At 36.3% G+C, this 25,001-nt stretch carries 22 protein-coding genes and 2 tRNA genes; 9 read left to right on the top strand and 15 right to left on the bottom strand.

All coding sequences use genetic code 11. The annotated features are described in order from the left end of the window. Positions 1 to 16: 16 nt before the first annotated feature. From HNP36_RS09055 to HNP36_RS09030, 6 genes are all read right to left on the bottom strand, one after another. Entirely contained in the window at positions 17 to 1,108 is a 1,092-nt protein-coding gene (locus HNP36_RS09055; RefSeq protein WP_184158273.1) for an RHS repeat-associated core domain-containing protein, read from the bottom strand. A 4-nt stretch (positions 1,109 to 1,112) separates the two neighbouring features. Further along, the gene (locus tag HNP36_RS09050; protein WP_228456297.1) at positions 1,113 to 2,231 is read right to left on the bottom strand and encodes a tetratricopeptide repeat protein; all 1,119 of its coding nucleotides are present in this window, start codon (positions 2,229 to 2,231) and stop codon (positions 1,113 to 1,115) included. Further along, the gene (locus tag HNP36_RS09045) at positions 2,228 to 3,694 is read right to left on the bottom strand and encodes a hypothetical protein (RefSeq protein WP_184158274.1); all 1,467 of its coding nucleotides are present in this window, start codon (positions 3,692 to 3,694) and stop codon (positions 2,228 to 2,230) included. Before HNP36_RS09045 ends, HNP36_RS09050 begins: the two co-directional genes overlap by 4 nt. A gap of 346 nt (positions 3,695 to 4,040) precedes the next feature. Beyond that, a complete protein-coding gene (locus HNP36_RS09040; protein ID WP_184158275.1) occupies positions 4,041 to 4,388 on the bottom strand; it encodes a hypothetical protein in 348 nt (115 codons plus the stop codon). A gap of 4 nt (positions 4,389 to 4,392) precedes the next feature. Beyond that, positions 4,393 to 4,794, bottom strand: coding sequence for a hypothetical protein (locus HNP36_RS09035; RefSeq protein WP_184158276.1), 402 nt, complete (start codon positions 4,792 to 4,794; stop codon positions 4,393 to 4,395). Between the two features lie 9 nt (positions 4,795 to 4,803). Beyond that, positions 4,804 to 5,295 carry a hypothetical protein gene (locus HNP36_RS09030; RefSeq protein ID WP_184158277.1) on the bottom strand — a complete coding sequence of 164 codons (492 nt, stop codon included), beginning with the start codon at positions 5,293 to 5,295 and terminating at the stop codon, positions 4,804 to 4,806. A gap of 736 nt (positions 5,296 to 6,031) precedes the next feature. Between HNP36_RS09030 and HNP36_RS09025 the strand changes: the two genes are divergently transcribed. After that, on the top strand, positions 6,032 to 6,574 hold the full coding sequence (locus tag HNP36_RS09025) for an antirestriction protein ArdA (RefSeq protein WP_184158279.1): 543 nt from the start codon (positions 6,032 to 6,034) through the stop codon (positions 6,572 to 6,574). A gap of 59 nt (positions 6,575 to 6,633) precedes the next feature. Further along, positions 6,634 to 7,221 carry a recombinase family protein gene (locus tag HNP36_RS09020; protein WP_184158281.1) on the top strand — a complete coding sequence of 196 codons (588 nt, stop codon included), beginning with the start codon at positions 6,634 to 6,636 and terminating at the stop codon, positions 7,219 to 7,221. A gap of 304 nt (positions 7,222 to 7,525) precedes the next feature. Here HNP36_RS09020 and HNP36_RS09015 read toward each other — a convergent pair whose 3' ends face one another. From HNP36_RS09015 to HNP36_RS09005, 3 genes are all read right to left on the bottom strand, one after another. Beyond that, positions 7,526 to 8,734 (bottom strand): tyrosine-type recombinase/integrase, encoded by a 1,209-nt coding sequence (locus tag HNP36_RS09015; protein ID WP_184158283.1) that lies wholly within the window; start codon positions 8,732 to 8,734, stop codon positions 7,526 to 7,528. A gap of 197 nt (positions 8,735 to 8,931) precedes the next feature. Then, positions 8,932 to 9,004, bottom strand: a tRNA-Phe gene (locus HNP36_RS09010). A gap of 146 nt (positions 9,005 to 9,150) precedes the next feature. Continuing rightward, on the bottom strand, positions 9,151 to 9,516 hold the full coding sequence (locus HNP36_RS09005) for a winged helix-turn-helix transcriptional regulator (protein ID WP_184158286.1): 366 nt from the start codon (positions 9,514 to 9,516) through the stop codon (positions 9,151 to 9,153). A 137-nt stretch (positions 9,517 to 9,653) separates the two neighbouring features. Between HNP36_RS09005 and HNP36_RS09000 the strand changes: the two genes are divergently transcribed. After that, entirely contained in the window at positions 9,654 to 10,595 is a 942-nt protein-coding gene (locus tag HNP36_RS09000) for an alpha/beta hydrolase (RefSeq protein ID WP_184158288.1), read from the top strand. Positions 10,596 to 10,619: 24 nt separating this feature from the next. Further along, the gene (locus HNP36_RS08995; RefSeq protein ID WP_184162161.1) at positions 10,620 to 11,186 is read left to right on the top strand and encodes a cysteine hydrolase family protein; all 567 of its coding nucleotides are present in this window, start codon (positions 10,620 to 10,622) and stop codon (positions 11,184 to 11,186) included. 99 nt (positions 11,187 to 11,285) lie between these two features. On the opposite strand, the gene HNP36_RS08990 is transcribed toward HNP36_RS08995, so the two are convergent. From HNP36_RS08990 to HNP36_RS08980, 3 genes are all read right to left on the bottom strand, one after another. Beyond that, positions 11,286 to 11,358, bottom strand: a tRNA-Phe gene (locus HNP36_RS08990). 107 nt (positions 11,359 to 11,465) lie between these two features. Further along, positions 11,466 to 13,307: a lysophospholipid acyltransferase family protein gene (locus tag HNP36_RS08985; protein ID WP_184158290.1), complete on the bottom strand. Its 1,842-nt coding sequence runs from the start codon at positions 13,305 to 13,307 to the stop codon at positions 11,466 to 11,468. Between the two features lie 24 nt (positions 13,308 to 13,331). Beyond that, positions 13,332 to 14,570 (bottom strand): aspartate kinase, encoded by a 1,239-nt coding sequence (locus tag HNP36_RS08980; protein ID WP_184158292.1) that lies wholly within the window; start codon positions 14,568 to 14,570, stop codon positions 13,332 to 13,334. A 325-nt stretch (positions 14,571 to 14,895) separates the two neighbouring features. Here HNP36_RS08980 and fbp point away from each other — a divergent pair, with 325 nt between their 5' ends. Continuing rightward, positions 14,896 to 15,912: a class 1 fructose-bisphosphatase gene (gene fbp, locus HNP36_RS08975; RefSeq protein ID WP_184158294.1), complete on the top strand. Its 1,017-nt coding sequence runs from the start codon at positions 14,896 to 14,898 to the stop codon at positions 15,910 to 15,912. Beyond that, positions 15,912 to 16,916 (top strand): o-succinylbenzoate synthase, encoded by a 1,005-nt coding sequence (locus HNP36_RS08970; protein ID WP_184158296.1) that lies wholly within the window; start codon positions 15,912 to 15,914, stop codon positions 16,914 to 16,916. The genes fbp and HNP36_RS08970 overlap by 1 nt, the downstream gene beginning before the upstream one ends. A gap of 406 nt (positions 16,917 to 17,322) precedes the next feature. Here the strand turns inward: HNP36_RS08970 and HNP36_RS08965 are convergent, their stop codons facing one another. Continuing rightward, positions 17,323 to 18,453 carry an alpha/beta hydrolase gene (locus HNP36_RS08965; RefSeq protein WP_184158298.1) on the bottom strand — a complete coding sequence of 377 codons (1,131 nt, stop codon included), beginning with the start codon at positions 18,451 to 18,453 and terminating at the stop codon, positions 17,323 to 17,325. Positions 18,454 to 18,602: 149 nt separating this feature from the next. On the opposite strand from HNP36_RS08965, the gene HNP36_RS08960 reads away from it, so the two are divergent. Together HNP36_RS08960 and HNP36_RS08955 are read left to right on the top strand one after the other, a co-directional pair. Next, positions 18,603 to 20,276, top strand: coding sequence for a glutamine--tRNA ligase/YqeY domain fusion protein (locus HNP36_RS08960; RefSeq protein ID WP_184158301.1), 1,674 nt, complete (start codon positions 18,603 to 18,605; stop codon positions 20,274 to 20,276). A 260-nt stretch (positions 20,277 to 20,536) separates the two neighbouring features. Continuing rightward, positions 20,537 to 21,703 carry an MFS transporter gene (locus tag HNP36_RS08955; RefSeq protein ID WP_184162163.1) on the top strand — a complete coding sequence of 389 codons (1,167 nt, stop codon included), beginning with the start codon at positions 20,537 to 20,539 and terminating at the stop codon, positions 21,701 to 21,703. Between the two features lie 109 nt (positions 21,704 to 21,812). On the opposite strand, the gene HNP36_RS08950 is transcribed toward HNP36_RS08955, so the two are convergent. Continuing rightward, positions 21,813 to 22,811: a YpdA family putative bacillithiol disulfide reductase gene (locus HNP36_RS08950; RefSeq protein ID WP_184158303.1), complete on the bottom strand. Its 999-nt coding sequence runs from the start codon at positions 22,809 to 22,811 to the stop codon at positions 21,813 to 21,815. A gap of 116 nt (positions 22,812 to 22,927) precedes the next feature. Here HNP36_RS08950 and HNP36_RS08945 point away from each other — a divergent pair, with 116 nt between their 5' ends. Next, on the top strand, positions 22,928 to 23,572 hold the full coding sequence (locus HNP36_RS08945) for a hypothetical protein (protein WP_184158305.1): 645 nt from the start codon (positions 22,928 to 22,930) through the stop codon (positions 23,570 to 23,572). 131 nt (positions 23,573 to 23,703) lie between these two features. Here HNP36_RS08945 and HNP36_RS08940 read toward each other — a convergent pair whose 3' ends face one another. After that, entirely contained in the window at positions 23,704 to 24,990 is a 1,287-nt protein-coding gene (locus HNP36_RS08940) for a glycosyl transferase family 1 (RefSeq protein ID WP_184158307.1), read from the bottom strand. Positions 24,991 to 25,001: the final 11 nt, after the last annotated feature.

The following is a 25,001-nucleotide window of genomic DNA, read 5'->3' as shown; positions in this document are numbered from 1 at the left end:
TATAATAAATTTTCAATTATGCACAGCCTGGAATTCCTGCACAAGGGTCTTTAGGTTTTGGTACTGGAATCAGTTTTGGTGCAGGAGCAGGAGTAACTTTTATATTATCAATTTTAGGTCTTGCAGGCGGTGTATATCTCTGAATCTTGATTCCTGAGTCTTTAAGTGGCTTTGTAATTTCCGCAGACTTATTTAAATGTAATATTGCTTCCTGACCATTAGCCTTTGAAATTTCTATTTGCCCCCTTAATTGCTTTGTAAGTGGTTGTCTTACAACGTGCTTTATTTCAATTGTTCCTCCTTCATCTGTCATAGCATCAGGAATTGTTCGCCCTGTCTTCCCCGTCTTAGGGTCAGTAAATTCGTAAGTCTCAGTATTTTTCTCTCTTCCCATTTTAGCAAGTTCCTTTTTCTCAACATATCTACCAAAATTAAAGCGTTCTTGTCGTGCCGAAGCCTCTCCCGCTTTAGTTCCGACCTCTCCTGTTTTTGTAAGTGTTTCAATAACAGTTGGTTTTATTGACGATTCTTCAAATAATGGCATTAATCTAAGCCACCAACAGCATCCGTTTACTTCTTCAGGCGCTCTGCCATCAGGGTCAACAAATTTCAGAGGATTATTAAACGCATAATTATACGGAGACCAACTTGGAAACTCTTCACTCAATGGGTCAGGGCTTATCCAACGTCCTGCTGTATCTAAATATGGTTGTGCATCAGGGTCGCTCAAATCAATCTCTCTAAATTCTGTGATAGATTTGGTTTTCCTATTGAATCTAATTGAGCCAATGCTCACAACACTATCCATGTCGTGAAACTCCAAATATTTACCTTTACTTAAAGTTGCAATCTTTGGGTAAACTCCGTATTTGGCAAAAGGGTTTCCAACTGCAATATTTTTTCTACGTCTTTCTGCTTCATGCGGTGTTAATGAATCACGGGTTTTCAAAACTTCGTCCATATATGGACGGTTACGCTCTTCTTTTGTCAGTTTAACAGGATTTACCCATTTCTTTTCTGTTTTCTGCTTTGTAGTGGTCTGTTTCTTTGTCTGTGCCTGAAAAAATCCTGCTAATATGGCAAAGACAATTAATAAAATTTTTTTCATTTGGTTATTTTGTAAAGTTATCTAATAATTTTTTGTTTTCAAATTTTTCTCTTTCTGTTTTAAGGGAAACCAACCAATCCAAATACATTTCTTCGGGCATCTGTCGGTAACCAATCTCATAAATATTTCCGTATTCCTTGTTCATGAGTTCAAATAATTCTTTGGCTTTTGGGTCTTGCTGTTGTACTAATTTTAGGTTTTCAGCATTATCTGTTTTCAGGTTGTGCCTATCCATCAATCTTGTAAACTGTTCTTTGTGAGTTTCAGCTCTTAATATCAGTGCTTTGGCAAAATTTGGATAAATCTCTAATGCTCGGTTAAGCGTTTTTAGTACAAATTCTCCGTCATTCTTCGGGAAACTTCTGTTGTAAGCCTGTGCCAAATCAAATAAACATAATGCTAAACTTTCTTTATTGTTTAATGCTTTCATAAACACCCCATTTTTGATGGCGTCCAAATGAATGTACCCCGAAGCTGTCAACCACGCATCAATCGGAAAAATACCGCTTGTAAGCTCTGTATTGAACCAACCTCCTGCTTTAATGTTGTGCTTGATATAAACGTGATTCGGTGCTAACGCCAGATTTGCATCTGCTCCGATTTCCTCTGCTAAAATTTTGTACAGATACGGCATTGAATTACAGTTTCCTTTTTTAGTTGCCAAAAGTTTTGATACAAACAGGTTACTAATATCATTATGTCCGAACACATCGGTAAAGTCATAGGTAAATGGTTTATACTGTATTATAGTATCTTTATATGAAATTGGAAGTGTTTGGCAAATAATGGAATAGACTGTTGCATACTTGCTAACTTTGTCTTTGTCTGATTCTTTATAAGTCAAATCCCTGCTTTTCAAAATAGAGTTAGCAAAGTTCTTTAAGAAGCCGATTTCTCCGTTTAGTTTGTCAATATCTAACTTACCCTGATAATACGCATTTTCAACGCTAAAAACGGCTTCTTTGAAGCTGTATGGCTGTTTGTCGTTCAGCATATTATCAATGGTTTGATAGGAATCGTTGTAAAACTGATTGTTTTGTGCTTTGGCTGTTCCTGAACTCAACCATATTAACAATAAGGCTGAAAGGAACAAAGTTCTGTTAATTAAAAATCTTTTCATCATAATTTATTAGGGTCAATTGGGAAGTATTTAGGTTTTTCGTCTTTTTTCTTCTGTTCCTGTACCTTTCTTACGGCTTCCTGCTGTTGTTTATCCTTTTGCTTTTGAAGTTGGTACAGATAGATTTTTTGTGCGAGTGCTTCACTTTCCTGTTTATTCTTTTCAGTTTTCAGACTTGCCAACCATGATTCGTAAGCGGATGCAGGCATTTCGGTATAACCGAGTTCATCAATCTTGTTAAACTGCTGATTAACATTATTTAGCTGTTCAACTGCCTTTGGGAAATATCCGATTCTCTGCAAATCTCGCCTGTCTTCGGGATTGATTCCTAAGTTTTTCATTACGTGGGCAAATCGTGCTTGGCTCACATTTGCTTTTTCCATGTTCGGAGCAAGTCCATTTGGATAAAGCTCTAATGCTTTTTCAATAACTTTTCCTACAAATTCATCATATCCAAATTTTTTGACATATCCTCTCGCCAAATCAAAATAAGCTATTCCTAACAGTTCCTTTTTGGATAGGTTCTCCATATAGATTTTATTCTGTAGGGCTTCGGATTTGATGTAACCTGATTCAAGTAGTGATGTGTCGGTTGAAAACATACCATTGGTAAGCTCAATATTCCTGTACTGTCCTTCATCATCCATAAACCGAACATAAGAATGATTGGGGGCTAGTGATAAATGCGCTTCTGTTCCCATTGCTTCCGCAATAATCAAATACAACAACGGCATAGAGTGGCATTGTCCTGAACCTGTTTTTAACAGCTTAGAAACAAACATCTTCGAGTAATCTTTTTCACCCATGTAGTCTTTAAAGTCATATTCAAAGGCTTTGTGGGTTGTTCCTCCTAATTTCATATCCTTAGAAAAATACTCAAACAACATCAGGTTTTTAGAAACATTGCTTTCCGTGTCCTGCTTACGTTCTTTCATTTTCTGCAATAATTGTTTGGCTGTTTTCTGTATTCCTGATTTGAAATCCTTTAAATCTCGTTTATTATCATAAAAAGCATTTTCTACGGTAAAATTGACATCTACCAATGAGTAATTTTCGGAATCCATCCCTGTGAGCTTGTTGTAAGCATCATAGTACGATTGTGTTCCTGCTTTTCCTGATAATGAAGGTAGGTTATATGACATATTTCTGCCATTTTCTACCCACTCACGGAATTGTATCTCCCTAACTTCTGCCATGTCTCGTTCTATATCCTGCATGACAGCATTATTTTGTGACCTTGCTTGTGTTCCGTAATCATTTTGCTGTGTGGGTGTTGAGCGTTTCGGCACGGTTGGGGTGTAGGTTCTTTGGGGATTTCTGCTGTTTGCCGAACTCCCAACATCGTTATTGAAGTAATTACCTAAACCACTCGCCTGTGGTCTGGAAACTGTTGGTAGATTAGGAATTTGTGAAAATCCTAACTGATAGATAAATAATGAGATAGCGGTAAAATAAAATTTTCGCATTGCATTGGTGTTTTGTGGTGACAATTATAATTAAAATGTTTTTAACATGTTATAGGTATTTTCACGGTATTTTTAATCGAATTCTTTTTATCGCTTGTAAATGTAATTCGACAAAACGTCAAAACCTGTCGCATTACAAACAGGTTTTGAAATATTTAGCATTTTTCTTTCTTGAAATACTTTTTCAGTGCATTGATTATGAGTTTCAAACCTCGCATGAGAAAATAAGCACCTCCGACATACAAAATGAGGTAAGCAATAAGCATCAAAATAAGCAATACGTCATCCCAAATGGTGTACGGTTTATATTCAAATGGCGGTATGCAACCTCTTTGAAACTGCAATATCATTTTGCTGTATCAAAAGGGTTTTCGTTTGCCTTCATAAACACGCTTCCCATCCTTTTGTATTTTAGATTTTTACCTTTTACGCACAAATCATACAATCCATTTCCTTTTTGTTCCGAAATACGCAAGAAAACAACATCTTTTTCCTCGCAATCATTGTCTATTGCAATGTGTTTTCTAAGGTCTTCAATAGTTGCATCAACTTTTTTCAAAAAAGATTGGATTTTCTTATCGGGAGCTGGTTCTTGATAATTTGCAGGTAAATCACACTTTTTATCTTTCTGTGTGTCCTGTGCAAAATAAAGTGTTGGCAACGCCAATACAACTGTAAATAGTAATTTTTTCATGTTGTTATTCTTTTATAAATTCTGTAATACTGTTTCCGTTATCAAAGTTGAGTTTTGTTGCTGTTACTTTCTTGAATTTGAAAGTTTGAGCAACACCTCCGTTAGCAAGAGTAAAAGTAAATTCCGTATCGCTTGATGTTTGAGAATATCCTCCATTATCAGCAATGTATTTGTAGCTCTGTGAATAGCCACCCATAGACATAACAATATCTCCGTTTGAAAAGGTGTAAGATTGGTAGGCTGTGCCACCTAAATAACTCGTCCATTTCCCAATAATCCATGCAGGAGGGTTGATTTTGTTATTGTTTACAGTTGCAGGGTTGTTTGTCTGCTCGTCATTATCAGATGATGAACATGAGAATAGTGGCAACATTGCCAATGAAAGTGTGAAAATTAATTTTTTCATATTTTTATTTTATGAGTTAATTTGTAATATCAATAGGCTTATAATTCCAATTATTAGCAATAGAACTCCCATACAGCCACTTTGTGAGCTGTTGTTTGTGTAGGTAGATGATGATTTGATTGTGTTTTTCTCGGAATTGTACTTGTTAATTACCCCCTGTGGATTTAAACCGCTCATAAATAACGGTTTGTTACCTATCTTTTCTTCAAATACTTCGCAACACTCTTTTGCGTAAATATAAATTGTCGGGGTAAACATGAGACGTGCTATTGCTCCGTCAAGGGGATATTTGTCTTCTCTCCAAAATGCAATTTCTCCTTTTCCGCCAATCATTTTATAAGCATTTATCAGATATGGGTTAGGCTGTAAGTCGCCAAACATAATGTTTTTATGGAAGTCCTTGTTAAGAAGGTGTTTTGTTTTGCTTACAAACTCCCAATATTTCATGTTTGGTTTTTTCTCGCTCCATTCAGTCTGGTTGTAGCTGATTTCTGCTTCCATGAAAAGAGTTGTTGCAATCTCTTGAAAGTTCTTTTGCTTTTCTAATTCAATGATTTTGTGTAGATACCCCATTTTATAATGTATTATAAACGACAAAAGCGTGGAACTGCACGCTTAGTAGAAGAGGTATTTGGCTTACCCACACACAAAAGCAGAACAGCCCACGCCAATCGTGGGTGTCTGACTTTTGCTTAGTGTGTTTTAAAATCGCCAAATTTTCTTCTACAAAGCAATAAGTCTTTACACTTATTTTCGTTGATGTTATTCTAAAATAGCTTGATAGCTTTTTAGATAAATTTTTCTATATCAATAATTAAACCGTTTTAAATTTCATGAATTGCAAAAATGATAAAAAATTCTGATACCTCATTACGGATTTTGAAAATTTCTTTTATATGTATCGGAAGAGTACCCATATTAGTCTTAGGGGGAGGGTGTAAGACGAGTTTTTGCCATACCCCCACCTGTTAAAGTTAGGGCAAAAGTTTTCAGGCACTCTAAAAACCTCAACACTTTTTTGAACATTTTTAGACTGTAACCCAAAGTTAGAACAGGTTTGAAGTGATTTTCTACGGATTCAAAATATTATTGCTGTTTTATTTAAAAGTATGCTAATTTTAGAACATTTGGCACAGTTTTCGACTACTAAAAGACAACAAAAAACCCCGTCAATACTTGGAATATTGAGCGGGGAGTGTGTAAAATAATTCTTAACGCTAATTAAAACTTACTTACAATGGCAAAGTTACAAAATTGTTTGGAGGACTTCCAAATCTATGTCGGTACTTATGGCAAGTACAATTCAGGGAGTATTTATGGCTCATGGCTGAAACTATCAGATTATTCAGATTATGACGAGCTTTTACAGGCTATGCAGGAACTACACCAAGACGAAGAAGAACCCGAATTTATGTTTCAGGACTACGAATGTTCGGAATTCTTTATCAAACAAAATCTTATCTGCGAATCTTATTTATCAAGAGAAATTTATGAGATAGCCGAACAAATTAATAATTCAGATTATGATTTCGAAGTTATAGAAGCCTATGCAGAGTGCATGAGCTACTACCATAAGGACGTGGACGACCTTTTAGATAGCCTTTCAAATTCATATTATGGCGAGTACAGTTCGGATGAAGATTTTGCGCAGGAGATTTTAGAGCAGGAAGGCTCAATTCCTGAAAACCTACCTTCTTATATCTGCATTGATTGGGAAGCAACCGCCAGACATTTGATGTATGATTATATGAGTTCTAACGGCTATTATTTCAAAAACTAATTACAATATTAATCTTTGCACCTTGCATAATTGCAGGGTGCTTTATAACATTTACAATTATGAGAGCAAGATATATAAGAGTTAGTACAGGAGCGCAGAACACAGCAAGACAGGAAGAAAAACAAGCGCAGGGCGAAAAGGTTTTTATTGATATTGTTAGCGGTTCTACACCTTTCAAAGACAGAGAGCAGGGAAAGGAGTTAATAAAAGCAATTGAAAATAATGAAATCAATTATGTTTCTGTAAGTTCTATTGACAGGCTCGGAAGAAACCTGTATGACATTCTTACTACTTTGGAATTTTTCAAAGAAAAGAGCGTTATTCTTAAAGTAGATAATCTCGGAATAGAAAGCCTGATTAAGGGTAAAGAGAATCAAGCATTCAAACTTATTATCTCTGTTATGGCTAACATAGCCGAAATGGAAAGGGAAACCATTTTAGAACGTCAACGTGAAGGTATCGCACTTGCAAAGGCTCGGGGAACTTACAAAGGTCGTGAGAAAGGTTCTACGGAGAGCATAGAAGATTTCCTTTTCAAATATAAGGAAGTGATTAAGAACTTAAAGAAAGGAAATTCTATCAGAGATACGGCTAAAATTTGTTCGGTCAGCGTCGGAACTGTTCAGAAAGTCAAAAATAATATCTGATGTAACGAGGGTAGACCACTCAAAGAAAATAAAATTATCACTATCGACACATCTAAAAGTAGCTGAAAAGTTACCATTTTAAGTAAGATTAAAAACATATTCCCTTTAAAATTCTATATGTTTAAAATGGTACTTTATTTAGTTTTTTCAAAATAATAAAATTCCACAATTTTTAGCTATATGGATAATCTATGAAAGAGCCTGATTTATGGAATTGTAATAGTCAGGCTCTTAAAATATCTATATGAATATTTTTGTTATTCTATTTTTGGATAAATTAAGAATTTATCAATAAGATAGGATTTTATTTTTTCCACGCAGAATGTAAACTATCAGCTACCATTTCACGGGAAAATTGAACATATTTTTTGAAAGACTTGTAATCTTTATGACCTGTAATTTCTCGGATAAACTCTTCATTCATTCCATTAATCAATGAGTTGGTAATGAAAAATACCCTTCCATAATGCATTGTTAAATAATCGTGAGCATTTTTTTCTACTGTAATCTCATTTTTACCTGAATACTTTACAAACCTTATCTTATCATCAAAACCAATCGTTTTAAAAAGTTTTTTAATTTCTCTATTGCAAAATTGGTTAGTGGGTACTTTTAACCTGCCATAGCGTTCTGTGTGAGCTTTGATTATTTCTTTTGGCACATCTAATAAAGGTATATCAAGCATTTCTTTAGCTTTTTTGATATGTAGACGTAAAAAATCTTCTGTAACATCCTCTGGTCTCATATTTTGAATGTCAACAAATCTCAAACCTGTATAGGAACTAAAAATGAAAATGTCTCTTACAATATTACTGTAATCATCTTCAAAATCAGTTGTTCTCAATCTTTCTACGATTTCAGGAGTGAGTTTTATTTTTTCAGAATCATCTTTGAAAACAAAGAACTTTTTAAATTCCATATTATTATGAAATCGTCTTTCTCCTGCCCAATTCATGAACGTTTTAAATATTGTTACATATTTTCCAATAGTAGAGTTGTAAAAATTCTTTTCAATGAAATATGCCAATAACTCATCATAGAAGTTAAGCGTAATGTTTTGAAATGACATATCAAATTTCATTTCAGCTGAAAACTTTAGAAGGTGGTTTTTACACGTTTTATAGGTCTTAATTGTATTTTCCGATACGGATTGTTTCCTAACATCAATAAACTCATCAAAAACGCTTAATGCGTCTTTTTTTCTAGCAGTTGTTGTGTTGACGGGTGTAATTTTGTGTTCAAACTCTTTTTCTAAAATTTCTTTAGATAGGGGTTGTTCCTTTAATAAATACTCCCTTTCAATCTCTTTTAAGATTTTGACAGTGTTTTCGATTTTGAGATTTTTAGTTGCTGATTCAGGAGCGAGTTGTCTCACTTTTGTCCCCGTCCATTGTGAGGGTTTTACTTTTACCCCTGTGGAGCGTTTCAGTCTCTGACCTTTTAAGGTTGCTGAAACATATACCATTGTTTCGGTTGTCTTTGTAGGCTCTTTTAAAAAAAATGCAATGTTCATAGTTCTATTTTTTGTTTCAAAATTAGTCTTTGATACTATCGAAAATCTTTTTAAATTGTCCTCAGGGACAGCATAGGGACAAAAAAGGACTAAATTTGATGAAACAATATTAAACATCACTAAAACAAAAATCCCTTCTAAACATTGTTTAAAAGGGACTTTTTTGATTGATTAAGTTAAATTGTGTTTAACTTTTGTGGTTTCTCCAGGAATCGAACCAGGGACACATGGATTTTCAATCCATTGCTCTACCAACTGAGCTAAGAAACCAATTGTTTCGTTGTTTAACGTGGGTGCAAAAATAGATCTTTTTGTAATATCCTGCAAGTTTTTTTAATAAATATGGATAATATTTTCAAAACATGCTTTTTAAAACTTTCAGAATAGAGTATATCTGTTTGAATGCCAGTATTATTTTATAGTAAGCCGTTTTTTAATTTTTTGTGCTGTTTGCCCCATACTTCCAGTTCATCTAAAACAGGGATCAATTGAATGCCTATCTCTGTTAATTCATATTCCACTCTGGGAGGAACTTCTGCGTACACTTTCTTTACAATCAACTGTTCATCTTCCATTTTCTTCAGCTGCATAGTGAGCATTCTTTCAGTGATATTGGGAATGTTATTTTTCAGTTCGGAGAATCTTAACTTTCCCTGTTTGAGGCAATAGCAGATGGAAAGTATCCACCTGCCGCTGATGAGGTTTACAGCATATATTTCTGAGCAGCTTTGTTCTAAATTCTTCTTATTCTCATTATTGGTTGAGGATTCTTTAATACTCATACTTACATTTTTGTTCGTTCCGCACAATTGATTGGGTGTTTGGAGGCACGATATTCATCATATAAATTTACAAAATAAAAAGATTATTCGCCGAGGTATTGAAAAACCTTCCTATTAAACACACAAATTAGCATACGATGGATTTCAGCAGAATAAACAAAGACCTGAAGAAAAGTATAGACAGTTTCCCGTTTTCATTGGAAATCAATGAAGCTGAATTTCTTAACAATCCCGAAATCATCCAGCAGGAAAAACAAACATTTGCAAAGGAAAATCCCTTTAAAGGTCCGGATAACGTTACCGTAAAAGATATCTTCATAAAAAGCTCTCTGGATGACCATCAGATAAGGCTTCATATCTATCAGCCGGAAGAATTCGATAAAAACCGGACCATCATTTATTTTCATGGGGGAGGATACGTTTTTGGCCTTCCGGAGCAGGTAGATGATCAGATGTTTGATATGGCACAGAATCTCAGAGCTACAATAATTTCAGTTGATTACAGGCTGTCCCCGCAATATAAATTCCCTGTTCCGGTAACGGACGGCTTTGATTCATTGCAATGGGCAATAAGCCATGGGGCAGAACATCTGGGAATTGATCCGGAAAATATTGCTGTTTTTGGGGCCAGTGCCGGTGGACATCTGGCAGCAGCAGTTACCCAAATGGCTAATGATAAAGGCATCAGAAACATAAAACACCAGTTTTTGTTATATCCTGTAATCCACAATAAACTGGATACCTTTTCCATGAATGAATTTACTGATGCTCCCTTATGGAATAAAAAGAATGCAGAAATTGCCTGGCTTCACTTTTTAGGAGATGAGAATGCCGGTAAAAGCATTAAATATGCAGATCTTACAAATTACAGTGACTTTTCTGGTCTTCCCAGAACAACCGTAGTAGCCTGTGAGCTGGACCCTTTAAGGGATGAGAATATAGAGTATTCGCAGCTTTTATACCGGGCAGGTGTGGAAACAGAATTGTGGGTGATACCCGGAGCACTGCATGTATTTGATCTGTTTGATTCCCCTTTAAAAGGCAGATACAGGGAATTTCTTTACAGCCGCATGTTTTAATTGTATTAAATAATAGTATAAATGATAAAATTAAGAGATAAAAATCCGGCCCTGATTCTGGTTGATATACAGAAAGGCTTTTTGGATGAAAATTACTGGGGTGGAAACAGAAATAACAAGAATGCTGAAAAGATCAGCGGGGTATTACTGGAAAAGTGGAGAGAGCTAAGGCTTCCGGTATTCCACATCAGACACAGCTCTGCTAATCCGGAGTCTAAACTGCACGAATCTGATCCGGGTTTTCAGTTCAATGATTATGTTCTGCCTCAAAATAATGAACCTGTTATTACAAAAAATGTAAACAGTGCCTTTATCGGAACAGATTTAAAGGAAAGAATAGATGAGCAAGGCATAAATACTCTGGTAATTGTGGGAATAACTACGAATCACTGTGTTTCAACAACTGCAAGGATGGCAGGGAATTTTGGGTATGAAACTTATGTGATATCGGATGCAACGGCTGCATTCGACAGGCTGGGAATCAATGGCGAGAAGTATGATGCTGAACTGATCCATTTAACAGCTCTTGCCAATTTGAATGATGAGTTTGCATCAGTTTGGAATTCTGAAAAATTATTGAATGAATTATAATAAAGCTTTGTTTACCCTTGTGATATTAGTATTTCCTGTGTTTAAGCAGCATCTTTAATGAAAACAAAAAAACCTCTAAATAAATTAGAGGTTTTCAAGTGGTTTCTCCAGGAATCGAACCAGGGACACATGGATTTTCAATCCATTGCTCTACCAACTGAGCTAAGAAACCATTATATTTTTGTTGGCTTACTTCGTTGTTTTAAAGTGATGCAAAAGTAGTAAGTTTTCTTATATGAAGCAAGTATTAACCGCACTTTTTTAAAATAAAAATAAAACCTACTGATTTTCAGCTGAATTATTTTCCTGTTCTTTCCTGATATGATCACTCATCTCCTCCAGTACAGGCTTTATCGTACTTTCAGGAAGATCACTGATCCTGATGTACATCAATCCGTCGATGGCATCGTTGAAGTTCGGGTCTACATTAAAAGCAATTACTTTAGCATTCTGTTTGATGTATTTTTTGATCAGAACAGGTAATCTTAATTCAGGTTCAAGGTCATCAATAATTTTATCAAGTTTATTCAGGTCGGATTCCATTTCCTCGAAAAAAATATTCTTATCCCTGTCGCGCAGTTTTACCTTGTATTCATTTCTTGGTGTGATGTATTGCGCCACCGCGGAATCAAAATAATTCGAACGCATGAATTCAATCATCAGAGACTTGGAAAACTCAGAAAATTTATTGGAAATACTTACACCGCCCATCAGGAACTTATGATCGGAATTTCTTAAACATACATGAACAATTCCCCTCCATAAAAGGAAAAGAGGAAGTGGTTTCTGCTGGTATTCCTCACAGATATAGGCGCGGCCCATTTCAATCACTTTCTTGAAGAACGGATGGATATCCTGCTCAAATTCAAATAAAGAACTTGTATAGAATCCTTTGATGCCGTACTTCTTCATCACCTCCTTACCTAAAGCCATTCTGTAGGCTCCGGCAAGCTTTTCTGCACTGCTGTCCCAAAGGAAGAGATGATGGTAATGTTTGTCATATTCATCAAGGTCGAAAGGAAGATTGCTTCCTTCACCCACAGCACGGAAGGTAAGTTCTCTCTGGCGTCCGATTTCTCTCATTACAGAAGGTATTTCTTCATATGTAGTGAAGTAGATCTCGTAGTTTCCGTTACTGAAAAGCATTTTATCCGTCCCTTTCAGCCTGTTGATGTCCTTAAGGATATCTTCCTTAGGGGTTTCATCAATAATATTCTGAACGATGTTTTCCTCTTTTAACAGAGGGAATTTTACCGTTAAATTTTTAAGATTAATAGTTTGGGCCAATGATTTTCTCTTTTCATAATAAGATTTCATCATATACACCTTACGCTTCAGGAATTCACCCAGTTCTTCAATGGTTTCCATTTCATCCATTGCTTTTACCGTAATGGGTTTTCCAATCCTGATCCTGATAGGTTTTTCCCTGTCATTCATCATTTCAGCAGGAAGCATCAGTGTCTGCAAACTTGGATGAAGTTTGGCAACCTGATAGAACAAACGGCTGTTTTTAGCATGAAAATATAAAGGAACCACCGGTACTTTCGCCATACGGATGAGCTTAAGGGCTGGTTTTTCCCAATCCCTGTCTAGAATTTCTCCGTAAGGATTATTTTTATTGGAAACTTCTCCCGCCGGGAAAATACCTACACATCCTCCGTTCTGAAGATGTTTCAGGGTTTCCCGCATTCCGGAAGTACTGCTGTAAGCTTCTTTTTTATTCTCAAAAGGGTTGACGGATATCACATACGGCTCCATCGGTTTGATCTTTTCCAAAAGGAAATTACCCATCACTTTAAAATCAGGGCGTACTTCCGTAAGGATCTTACACATTAAAATTCCGTCAATAGCACCCAGCGGATGATTGGAGACCAAAATAAACGGTCCCGTTTTGGGAACTTTTGCGAGATCCTCTTCAAAAGCGACATAACTTAAGTTTCTTTCTCTTACAAATGAGTCGAAAAAATCTTTGCCTTCCTTATCCTTTAATTTATCATATAGCCTATTAACTTCATTTATTTTGGCAATGCTCATCACAGCAGATGCAACCGGATTCTTAAGGAACCCGATTTTGCTTAAGCCGGAAGCTGTTATAAGATCGTTTTTCGAAATTAAACTCATATTGTGTTTAGTCGCAATTAGTTTTTATTGTGTTACCATTTGAAGCGTATTCTTCGAAATCTGTTCCAATAATACGCTTTTTTCCTGGTAAAATTTATCAATGTTCTCCATCTTCGCATTCCTTACGGTAAATAAAGATACATTTTTTACAACTTCTGTTTTGAATACTTTCTGCAAATCTTCATTCAGCTCATCTGCTGTATTATATTTATCTTCTAAACATAATGCTAATGAAATAGCAGAATTCTGCATCAGAGATACCTTGATCTTGTATTTGGAAAGATATCCGAAGATCAGGCTCATATGGTCTTCTGCAATGAAAGAGAAGTCTCTTGTTGAAATTTTTAAAAGAACCTGATTTTCTTTTAGGATATAAGATTCTTCATGTTGGTTTTTATCTGAAGCTCCGACTTTAGTTCCTTCTTTGGCAGGATCTACAAAAGATTTTACATAAAATGGAATGTTTTTCTGCTTTAGCGGCTGTAAAGTTTTCGGGTGAATAACACTTGCTCCGTAATAAGCCATTTCAATAGCTTCCTCATAAGAAATATTGGAAAGAAGAGAAACATCGCTGAATTTTCTGGGATCCCCAGTCATTACTCCCGGAACATCCTTCCAGATTGTCATGGCTTCAGCATTCAGGCAATAGGCAAAAATAGCGGCAGAGTAGTCAGACCCCTCTCTTCCTAAAGTCACTGTAAAATTATTATCATCAGAACCTATGAAACCTTGCGTTACATAGCAGATGTCCGTATTTAATGTTGAAATAGATTCTTCTGTTTTTGCCCAGTCTACCACACCTTCTCTGTAAGAACTGTCGGTTTTTACAAAATCTCTGGCATCCAGCCATTGATTGGTAAACTGAATTTCATTCAGGTATTCACTTAAAATTTTAGTAGAGATCATTTCCCCGCAGCTTACCACCTGATCGTAAACGAAGCTGTAATTTGGAGACTTGTTTCTTCTTAAGAAAGAATCAATATCATCAAAAAATAAATTGATCTCAGCAAAAACTGCATGATTTTCAGAAAACAGACCGTCCGCAATCTCGATGTGTTTTCGTTTTATCTTTTCAATCTCAGTTTGATAGTTATCTTTCTTGAAATAAAGTTCTACAACCTTTTCCAACTCATTGGTCGTTTTGCCCATTGCTGAAATAACCAGCAGACATTTGGCAAACCCCTGGCTTTGTAAAACCATGGACACATTTTTTACACTTTCGGCATCTTTTACAGATGCTCCACCAAACTTGAAAATTTTCATTAATTTGTTTAAAATAAAATTGTTAGATTAAAAATTACATGAGTTTTTTACGGACGTCAAAATTATAAATTTACAACGAGATATGAAAGTGTCCGCCGCCGGTAAGGAATTAAGATTTCATTAAAATTGAGACTTGAGGAAAATTATCATAATTTCATTGATTTATTATCATCAAATGGGGATTAATTATTCTATTATAATTTTAGGTGTGAATCATTGGTTGCTTTGTATTGTTTTGATAAACAGTAATTAAGGTCTTTTCTGATAAAAACTTTCTTTCTCCGATAAATTTTCCGAAATTTGGAGAAAACGTAAAAAGAAAAATATGTCAAATCAACCATTACAGACTTTAGGAGAATTTCTTATTGATAAGCAGGACGATTTTCAGTATTCCACCGGGGAATTTTCCCGTCTTCTGAGTGCAATAAGACTGGCTTCAAAAGTGGTAAACAGAGAAGTAAACAAGGCTGGAATTGTAGATATAACAGGAGCTGCCGGAAATCAGAATATTCAGGGAGAGGAACAGCAGAAGCTTGATGTAATTGCCAATGATATTTTTATTACAGCTTTGTCACAGAGAGAGGTGGTGTGTGGTATTGCTTCCGAGGAAAATGATGATTTTATTGACATTAAATGTGGTGAAAACGGACACTTAAGCAAATATGTAGTACTGATCGATCCTTTGGACGGATCTTCCAATATTGATGTGAATGTTTCCGTGGGAACTATTTTCTCTATTTACAGAAGGGTAACGGAACCCGGAACTCCGGTTCAGCTGGAGGATTTCCTTCAGAAAGGGATCAACCAGATTGCTGCAGGATATGTGATCTACGGTTCTTCCACTATGATTGTGTATACTACCGGAAATGGGGTAAACGGATTTACGTTGGATCCGTCATTAGGAACCTACTATCTTTCCCATCCTAATTTAAAATTTCCGGAAAGCGGAAAAATTTATTCCATCAACGAAGGAAATTATATCAAATTCCCGCAGGGTGTAAAAAATTATCTTAAATACTGCCAGATGGAAGAAGGAGACCGTCCTTACACATCAAGATATATCGGTTCTTTAGTGGCAGACTTCCATAGAAATATGCTGAAAGGAGGAATTTATATTTATCCTTCTTATTCCCAGGCTCCGAACGGAAAACTAAGATTGTTATACGAATGTAATCCTATGGCATTCCTTGCAGAACAGGCCGGCGGAAAAGCAACAGACGGTTTCAGAAGAATTCTCGAGGTAGAACCTACTGAACTTCACCAGAGAATCCCGTTTTTCTGTGGAAGCATTCAGATGGTAGAAAAAGCAGAGGAATTTATGCGGATTGACAGTGTAAAATAATGAAAGCAAAATATTCCCGATATTTATTAGAATTCAAACGCCCGAGCGGAACATCTCGCGGCGTTTTGCATGAAAAAGAAACCTTCATCCTTGAAGTTGAAAATGATGGAAAAAAGGGAACCGGTGAATGTGCTGTATTCAGGGGACTGAGTTTTGATGACAGACCGGATTATGAAGAAAAGCTGCAATGGCTGTGCGAAAATATTAACAGGGATAATCAGTATTTGAAAGAACAGCTGAGAGATTTTCCCTCCATATGGTTCGGTTATGAACAGGCAATCTTAAATCTTAAACATGGAGCCCATCTGTATTTTCCAAGTGAATTTACAGAAAGAAAAGCAGCGATCAGGATTAATGGACTGATCTGGATGGGAGACGTTCAGTATATGGAAGAGCAGATCCGGGAGAAGCTTGAAAAAGGTTTTCATTGTATCAAGCTTAAGATTGGAGTTGACTGGAAATCCGAGCATAAAATCCTTCACGAATTAAGGAAGAAATTTTCAAAAGATAAGCTGGAACTTCGGGTGGATGCCAATGGCGGATTTAGCAGGGAAGAAGCGGAGATTGTTTTGAAACAGCTTGCCGACCTTCACATCCATTCTATCGAGCAGCCTGTAAAAGCCGGGAACTGGAATGATATGGCAGCATTATGTGCCCAAACCCCTACACCTATTGCTTTAGATGAAGAATTGATCGGGATTACCAATCCTGCTGAAAAGAGAAAACTTTTAGAAATCATCAAGCCTCAGTATATTATTCTTAAACCTGCTCTGGTTGGCGGTTTTGCCGGCTCAGATGAGTGGATCTCCCTTGCGGAAGATAAGAATATCGGTTGGTGGATTACTTCCGCTCTGGAAAGTAATATTGGTTTGAATGCCATTGCACAGTATACATTCACAAAAAGGAATCCGATGCCGCAAGGTTTGGGTACCGGAGCTTTATTTGTAAATAATTTTGAATCGGATCTGGAACTCAAAAACGAGTTGTTGTGGTTTAAAATATAAAAGGACCATCATTAACTAGTTAGAATATAGCAGGATAATTCCGCACTGGTTGGATTGCTGGAATGTTCAGCTTTCCATGATCTTATCTAATTTTGTAAAGATTGAATAAACTAAAATAACTTCCAAAAAATGAAATTGGAAGATAGAGAACAAATGAAATATTAGGTTAAAGTAATGTTAGGCTCGGATAATTTTATTTTTCGGGTTAATACTTACAATTAAATCACATCTTTTACGAAAATTGTTTTCTTAATATAGCTCAATATATAAGAAAATCTGCTTTTAATTCTTTTCATGATAAGTTTGTATTTCTCTGTTTAATGAAAATTGCAATCTCTATGCCAACTTAAACATTGATTTAAAGTTTAACATATGATTAATTTCACAATACTCCTTTAATTAATCTCTAGGAAGTAATTGTGAAAATATTTTCGCTGTTTTTTATTCTATTGGTTATTAAATTCCTGTCTATACCATATAAGTTTTGAAAAATATCTTGTTGAACCATTGAGCTGGAAAGGTATCCCCAATGATTTCCCACCTCATATTTGAAACTGCTCAGGATATCATCTTCTACAAAAGTACAGTCGATGACGGAAACAATATCTTTCAATTTTTCCATATCACTTGGTCCGTTTTTCCCTAATCTCGGTGTAAGAATATTTTTCGTGAATTGTGAAATTCCCAGGACAGTATCCCTTCTGTTCAGATAAATAGAAATACGGTTGGCCAGCAACGGAAGTTTATTATAGGAATCTTCAGAATCCTCAAAAACTTTATACGTTACATCGGCATTTAAAAGCATTACCTGGTCGATAACACGGAGGATATTTTCTCTTTTAAGGCTGTACAGCATACTTTGAAGGACCCTGTTTCCAAGAGAATGAGCCATCAGATGTATCCTTTGGTTACACGGGGCCAGATCGCGGTTTGAAAAAATATCTTTTAAAAACTGGGTATAAAAATAAAACAGCCTCATCAGTGATGATCCTGAATTAACGCTCGAAGCCTTATCATCAAAATATGTTAACGGCACAATACTGCTTGAAGCAGGCCAGCTCACAAAAAGAATGTGTTCTACGGGTGATTCTGGATTATCAATAAACAGTTTTTTAAGATCTGTAATTGCTTTTAATTCATCATCAAAATCGTAAGCATAGCCGTGAATGAAAATAAGAACATCACTCCGGTCCTTTGTGGAAGACATATTTTTATACAGTTCATAGAACATTCTTTGTGTTCCGCCAAGATTATTGGCCGTTAGAGTAGATTTTTTAATGCCTTTCTCATTCAATAAAACGTCCAGTACGTCCTGGTAACCCTGTTTTTCAGGCTCGGAAAATAACTTGTAATTTAAAATGTTACGGTTGGTGTAATCTTTTTTCTTTTTGGCTGCGGCAGTTGGTTCTTTGTAGGAATCAAAATCACATTTTGCAATCCTGAAATTGGGAATAGAATATTCATCATTGGAAAATGAATCTGCTTTTTCGCCTTTGTGACGGACGATCTTACGATTGCTTAGGATATAAACAGCCATGGTCGGTAATTTTAGAAACGGTTTTTAGTTTTAACTAAATTAATCAAAAAATATTGAATTATCATCGCTTTATCAATTAAATTATCATTTCCGTAAGCCCCAAATTTTCCGTAACTTTGTGAAACTTTTTTTGTAAAAGCTAAATTTAAATGGAAGAAGAAAAAAAATCACTCAATTTTATTGAGCAAATTATTGAAGATGATATGGCAAACGGTCTTAAAAAAGATCAGATCCGTTTCCGTTTTCCCCCTGAACCCAACGGTTATCTGCATATAGGTCACACAAAGGCGATCTGTATCAACTTTGGTCTGGGCGAAAAATACAATGCTCCCGTAAACCTTCGTTTCGACGATACGAACCCTGAAAAAGAAGAACAGGAATTCGTAGATTCTATCAAGAAAGATGTTGAATGGTTAGGTTTCAAATGGGATAAAGAGCTGTACGCATCCGACTACTTCCAGCAGCTTTACGAATGGGCCGTACAGATGATCAAAGAAGGAAAAGCTTACGTAGATGAGCAGCCGTCTGAGGTAATCACTGAGCAGAGAAAGAATCCGGCAGAACCGGGAATAGAGTCTCCGTACAGATACCGTCCGGCAGAAGAGTCCCTTGAACTGTTTGAAAGAATGAAGAACGGAGAATTTGAAGAAGGTTCAATGTCTCTCCGCGCCCAGATTGATATGGTTTCCCCGAACATGAATTTACGTGATCCTGTAATGTACAGAATCCTGAAAAGACCTCACCACAGGACGGGTACTACATGGAAAATTTATCCGATGTACGACTGGGCACATGGTGAATCGGATTATCTGGAGCAGGTTTCGCATTCGTTATGTTCATTGGAGTTTGAAAATCACAGACCACTTTATAACTGGTATCTGGAGCAGGTATATGACGAGTCCAAACTGGCACCTAAACAGAGAGAATTTGCCAGAATGAATGTGTCTTATATGATCACTTCAAAAAGAAAGCTTCAGAGACTTGTTGCTGAGAAAGCAGTGACAGGTTGGGATGATCCGAGAATGCCTACGATCTCAGGAATGAGAAGAAAAGGCTTTACACCAGCATCCATTAAGAATTTTATTGAGAAAGTAGGCGTTGCCAAAAGAGAAAACCTGATTGAAATTCAGCTATTGGACTTCTGTGTACGTGAAGACCTGAATAAGGTGGCAAAACGTGTAATGGCAGTTGTAGATCCGGTGAAACTGGTTATTGAAAATTATCCTGAAGGTAAAGAGGAATGGGTTGAAACTGAAAATAATCCTGAACAGGAAAATGCAGGGACAAGAGAAATTCCTTTTTCAAGAGAATTATATATCGAAAGAGAAGACTTTAAAGAAGAAGCAAATAATAAATTTTTCAGACTGAAATTAGGCGGGGAAGTCCGTTTGAAATCAGCTTACATCATCAAAGCCGAAAGAGTAGAGAAAGATGAAAACGGTGAGATCACCACAATCTATGCTACTTATGATGAAAAGAGCAAGTCAGGAAGCGGAACGGAAGAAAGCTTAAGAAAAGTAAAAGGTACTCTTCACTGGGTATCTGCTACTCATGCAATCCCTGTAGATGTAAGGATCTATGAAAAACTCTTTACTGTTGAACAGCCTGATGCTGAAAAAGATGTAGATTTCCTGAACTTCATCAATCCTGAATCACTAACTGTAGTTAAAGGATTTGCTGAACCAGGTCTGAAAGACGTAGCTGTAGGTGAGCCACTTCAGTTCCAGAGAATCGGATACTTTACAAAAGATCAGGATTCTACGGATTCTAATCTTGTATTCAACCGTACAGTAACATTGAAGGATTCCTTTAAACCAGAATAATCTTAAAAAGATTGGATATAAGTATAAAGGCAGGACTTCACAAAGTCCTGCCTTTTTTTGTTTTATTACCTATTAATTCCTTGTAATGGGGCATATTTTTTTCTTTCTATTCATGTTATCGATAAAAAGAAGTGTCTTTGGAAAAGAAGCCCATGCCATTTTCCTAATTTTACCCTTACTGGAATTATTTCAAAAATAATATTGTGAAAATAATTAGCGTATATACGAGTTCTTTCAAAGGACTTTCAGAAGAGAGCTGGATGCTGGCGCTGGTCATGCTCATCAACCGTGCAGGTTCTATGGTACTTCCGTTTCTTGGAGTGTATATGACAGCACACCTTCATTTCAGTATTGAGAATTCAGGAATTATTCTGAGTTTTTTCGGAATAGGTTCCGTATTGGGTTCATGGCTTGGTGGCTTAATTACCGATAGAATAGGAGAATACCGCGTTCAAAGTCTGAGCCTGCTGTTAAGCGTGCCATTGTTCTGCATGATTCCACTTTTTAAAACAGAAGTAGGTTTAGCGTCCATTATCCTGATCCAGAGTATTGTAAGTGAAACTTTCCGCCCTGCAAACTCAGTAGCCATCACTAAATATGCCAAGCCTGAAAATATCACCAGGGCTTTTTCATTAAACAGAATGGCTGTGAATCTGGGGTTTTCTATTGGTCCTGCATTGGGAGGAATATTATCTGCTATTTCGTATGAATTTTTATTTTTCAGCAATGCATTGGCAGCATTATTGGCAGGGCTAATGTATATCAGGTTTTTCGGAAAGCGGAACAGGCAGGCAGTATTAAACCCTAAAAAAGTAAAAGAAGCTGTTACAGCTAAAAAAGAAAACTCTCCATACCGCGACAGTAAATTTCTGCTTTACAGTTTTTTCTGCATGCTGTTTTCGATCTGTTTTTTCCAGTTGTTCAGTACACTTACTATCTTTTATAAGGATACTGCACATTTAAGTCAGCAGAGTATAGGATATATTCTTGGCTACAGCGGATTCCTGATTGTGCTTTTGGAAATGGGGTTTGTACAGATAGCCGAAAAGTACTTTAACCTTGCATTTACCCTGTTTATAGGAACTATTTTGTGCGGTATATCATATGCAATGCTGGCTTTTGATTATTCGATCCTGACACTTGTTGTTTCCATGACATTGTTGTGCATCGGTGAAATATGGACACTTCCATTTATGTCTACCATAACCGCTCTGCGTTCCGGTGAAAACAATAAAGGAGCCTACATGGGAATGAACGGAATCTCCGTAGCCTTAGCTTTCATTATTACACCATATATCGGGACAATAACGGCAAATCAATTCGGATTCAATGCATTGTGGATAGGAACAGGAATATTAGCTGTAGGCATTGCTGCCGGATTCTATTTTGTCATTCCCTGGATGCTTAAAAAGAGAACCGGAAACTAAAGAATCTGCTTAATCTGCTCAATCTGCGAGAGAAGAAATAAATATTAAGAATATATATAATTAAATTTCTCGCAGATTGAGCAGATTAAGCAGATTTTTTATTAGCGATCTAAAATTTTGATTCCCGGGTCTTACCTCCTGATTCTTTTCCGGAAACAATATTTCCAACAATCATTTCTGCATGAATACGGGAATTCTCAATAAACCAAAGATGCGTATCCTTTCCCCCACAAACAACACCGGCCAGATACAGATTCGGGACATTGGTTTCCATGGTTTCGGGATGATACATCGGATTCAGGCAGTCGCCTTGAAGCTCTATTCCAGAACTTCTTAAGAATTCAAAATCGGGGAGATAACCGGTTAATGCCAGGACAAAATCATTTTCAATCTCGTTGATTGTACCATTTTTATCTCTAAAAATAACTGCATTATCAGTAATCTCCGTTATTTCCGAATTGAAATAAGCTTTAATACTTCCTTCTGTAATCCTGTTTTCGATATCAGGTTTCACCCAGTATTTTACACTTTTTGAGATTTCGGGATTTCGGATGATCATAGTTACATCAGCTCCTTTCCTATAGGTTTCAAGAGCTGCATCCACTGCGGAATTGCTTGATCCTACTATCACTATTTTCTGTTTTGCATAAGGATAGGGTTCCGTGTAATAGTGTTTTACTTTTGGAAGATCTTCTCCCGGAATGTTCATCAGATTAGGAATATCATAGAATCCTGTAGAAATAATGACATTCTTTGCTTTATATACAGCTTTTGACGTTTCAATATTAAAAATATCTCCGGCTTTGGAAACTTTCAGGACTTTTTCATAAAGATTAATATTGATTTCCCTCTGCCTTGCAATTCCCTGATAATATTCAAGAGCTTCCTGTCTTCCAGGTTTAGGAGCGGTGGAAATGAACGGAATGTCATCTATTTCCAGTTTTTCTGCAGTTGAGAAAAAACGCATATATAAAGGATAGTTATATAATGAATTGACGATAGTTCCTTTTTCAATAACCAGATAAGTGAGATTATTTTTCCGGGCTTCAAGAGCACAGTTTAAACCGATAGGGCCACCGCCAATGATAAGGATGTCTAAAATTTCCATAAGACAAATTTACTTAAAACCACCTTATTAAAAGAAAGTTGGACAACAGAACTTATCTATCGGAAGTATTGTATTGGCACCCGTTTTGGTGTTTCTTTTTAATTAAAATTGAAAAGATGAAAAAGCTGATCATTCCAATATTAGGATTAACCTTGTTAACGGCTTGCGAAAAAACTCCTGGAAAACCAATTCCCAATGTCATAGATTCTATGGCTCAGGCTAAGGAAAAAAACATTGAGATGGAAGCCCGGAAGAAAAAAACGGATGAGGTAGCTGTAAAGTCTACGAATGATGAAATTTTACAGGCTTTAAAAAGTAAGAATTATAAAGCTTTTGCAGCATTTATCCATCCGGAAAAAGGCATTACTTTCTCTATGTACGGATTTGTTGACCCCAAAGAAGATATGCATTTTTCTAAGACAGATTTTGAAAAATACCAGCCAACAAAAAACCTGTATACATGGGGAGCTCAGGATGGATCGGGAGATCCGTATAAAGCAACCATTAATGATTATTTGACCAAATGGGTTTTCTCTAAAGATTTCACAACATCACAGTATTCGTTAAATAAATTTCTCGGTGGTGGAAATTCACTTAATAATTTAAAGAAAATATATCCGGGAAATGACTTCACTGAAAACTATATAAAAGGTACCGAAGAAAATGGGAAAATGGACTGGAAAACCATCCGTTTTGTTTTTGAAAAATTCCAGGGTAAGCAATATCTGGTTGCTGTTGTGAATGATCAGTGGACGATTTAAGGTATTTGTTTTTGGAAATAATGCTTCGACTCCGCTCAGCATGACATCTCTAATATATAACTGTCAATTTGGACATTGTCATGCTGAGCGGAGTCGAAGCATCTATATTATAGCATATTCGTTCAAAAAAATTATGATAAAACTTCAGTAAGTTTTTTAGTCAGATTCCTTCTTGAAAACTGTTCAATATTCTGAGCGTTTTCAGAGAGATTTCCCTCTTTCCATAATCTGAATTTCTCAAGAATAAAATCTTTGACTATTTCATAATCCTGATAACTGAAATGTTTTCCAGCATCTGTTTCTGTTAATATCCTTGAAACATCTGCCTTATCCGGACCAAAAGAAATGATCTGTTTTCCGGTTGCCAGATATTCAAATATTTTCCCAGGAATAATTCCTTTGGAAGATTCGTTAGGGAAATTGGTAATCAGTAATAAGTCCGAATTGGCCATTTCTTCCACGGCTTTGTCATGGGAAATATAGCCCAGGTTCAGGATGTGATTTTTCAGTGGTGAACGTTCAATCCATTGAAGAATTTTATCATCCACTCTTCCTGCAAATTTCAAAGTAAAGCTGTCTGCGAATTCTTTATTTTCTTTGAGCAGTTCATCCAATGCCTTCCATAGATTCTCAGGGTTTCTTAACTGTTCAAGAACTCCGATATAACTTAGAGTGAATGATTTTTGTGTCACATTGAGCGGAGCTGAAGCATCGCTTTCATCAAATCCATTCGTAATACAAACGGCATTTGCTCCGGCTTTTCTAAAGTTTTCAGCATCCGTATAGCTTGTCGCCAGTGTTATATCAGCTGCTTTAAAAACGGCACTTTCAAGCAGTCTGTGCTTTCTGTCAGAGCTTTTGGTAAGTTTTAAATGCTTGTAATAGGAAATTTCGGTCCATGGATCACGGAAATCGGCAATCCATTTCAGCTTTGGAAGTTTCTTTTTTAGACCCAGACCGATCAGATGAAGTGAGTGAGGCGGTCCGGAAGTAACAACCACATCAATTTTATTTTCTTTTAAGTACTGTTCTAAAAATTTGATGGAAGGTTTTACCCAGAATACCCTTGCATCAGGAATGAAAAAATTTCCTCTCACCCATATCGAAAGCCTGGATTTCCAGCTCTGGTTTTTGCCTACATCAAACTGCCCGGCTTTGAACTTTTTATTGCTTTTATTCAGCTTTTCTGCCAGCTGGTAAGGTTCCCAGATTTTGGTTTTTACAATTTCTATGTTTTGAGGAATAGCTTTCAGAAGACTTTCATCAAGCAATGGATAGCTTGGATTTTCCGGGGTATAGATCACGGGATTCCAGCCGAATTCCGGCAGATATTTTGCAAACTTCAGCCATCTCTGAACACCAGGACCTCCCGCAGGAGGCCAGTAATAGGTGATGATCAGTATTTTTTTTTGTTCCATTTAATCTTGAA

The sequence above is a fragment of the Chryseobacterium shigense genome (assembly GCF_014207845.1).
Taxonomy (GTDB): domain Bacteria; phylum Bacteroidota; class Bacteroidia; order Flavobacteriales; family Weeksellaceae; genus Chryseobacterium; species Chryseobacterium shigense_A.
The sequence above is the reverse complement of the archived record's forward strand: the minus strand, read 5'-3'. Positions and strand labels throughout refer to the sequence as shown.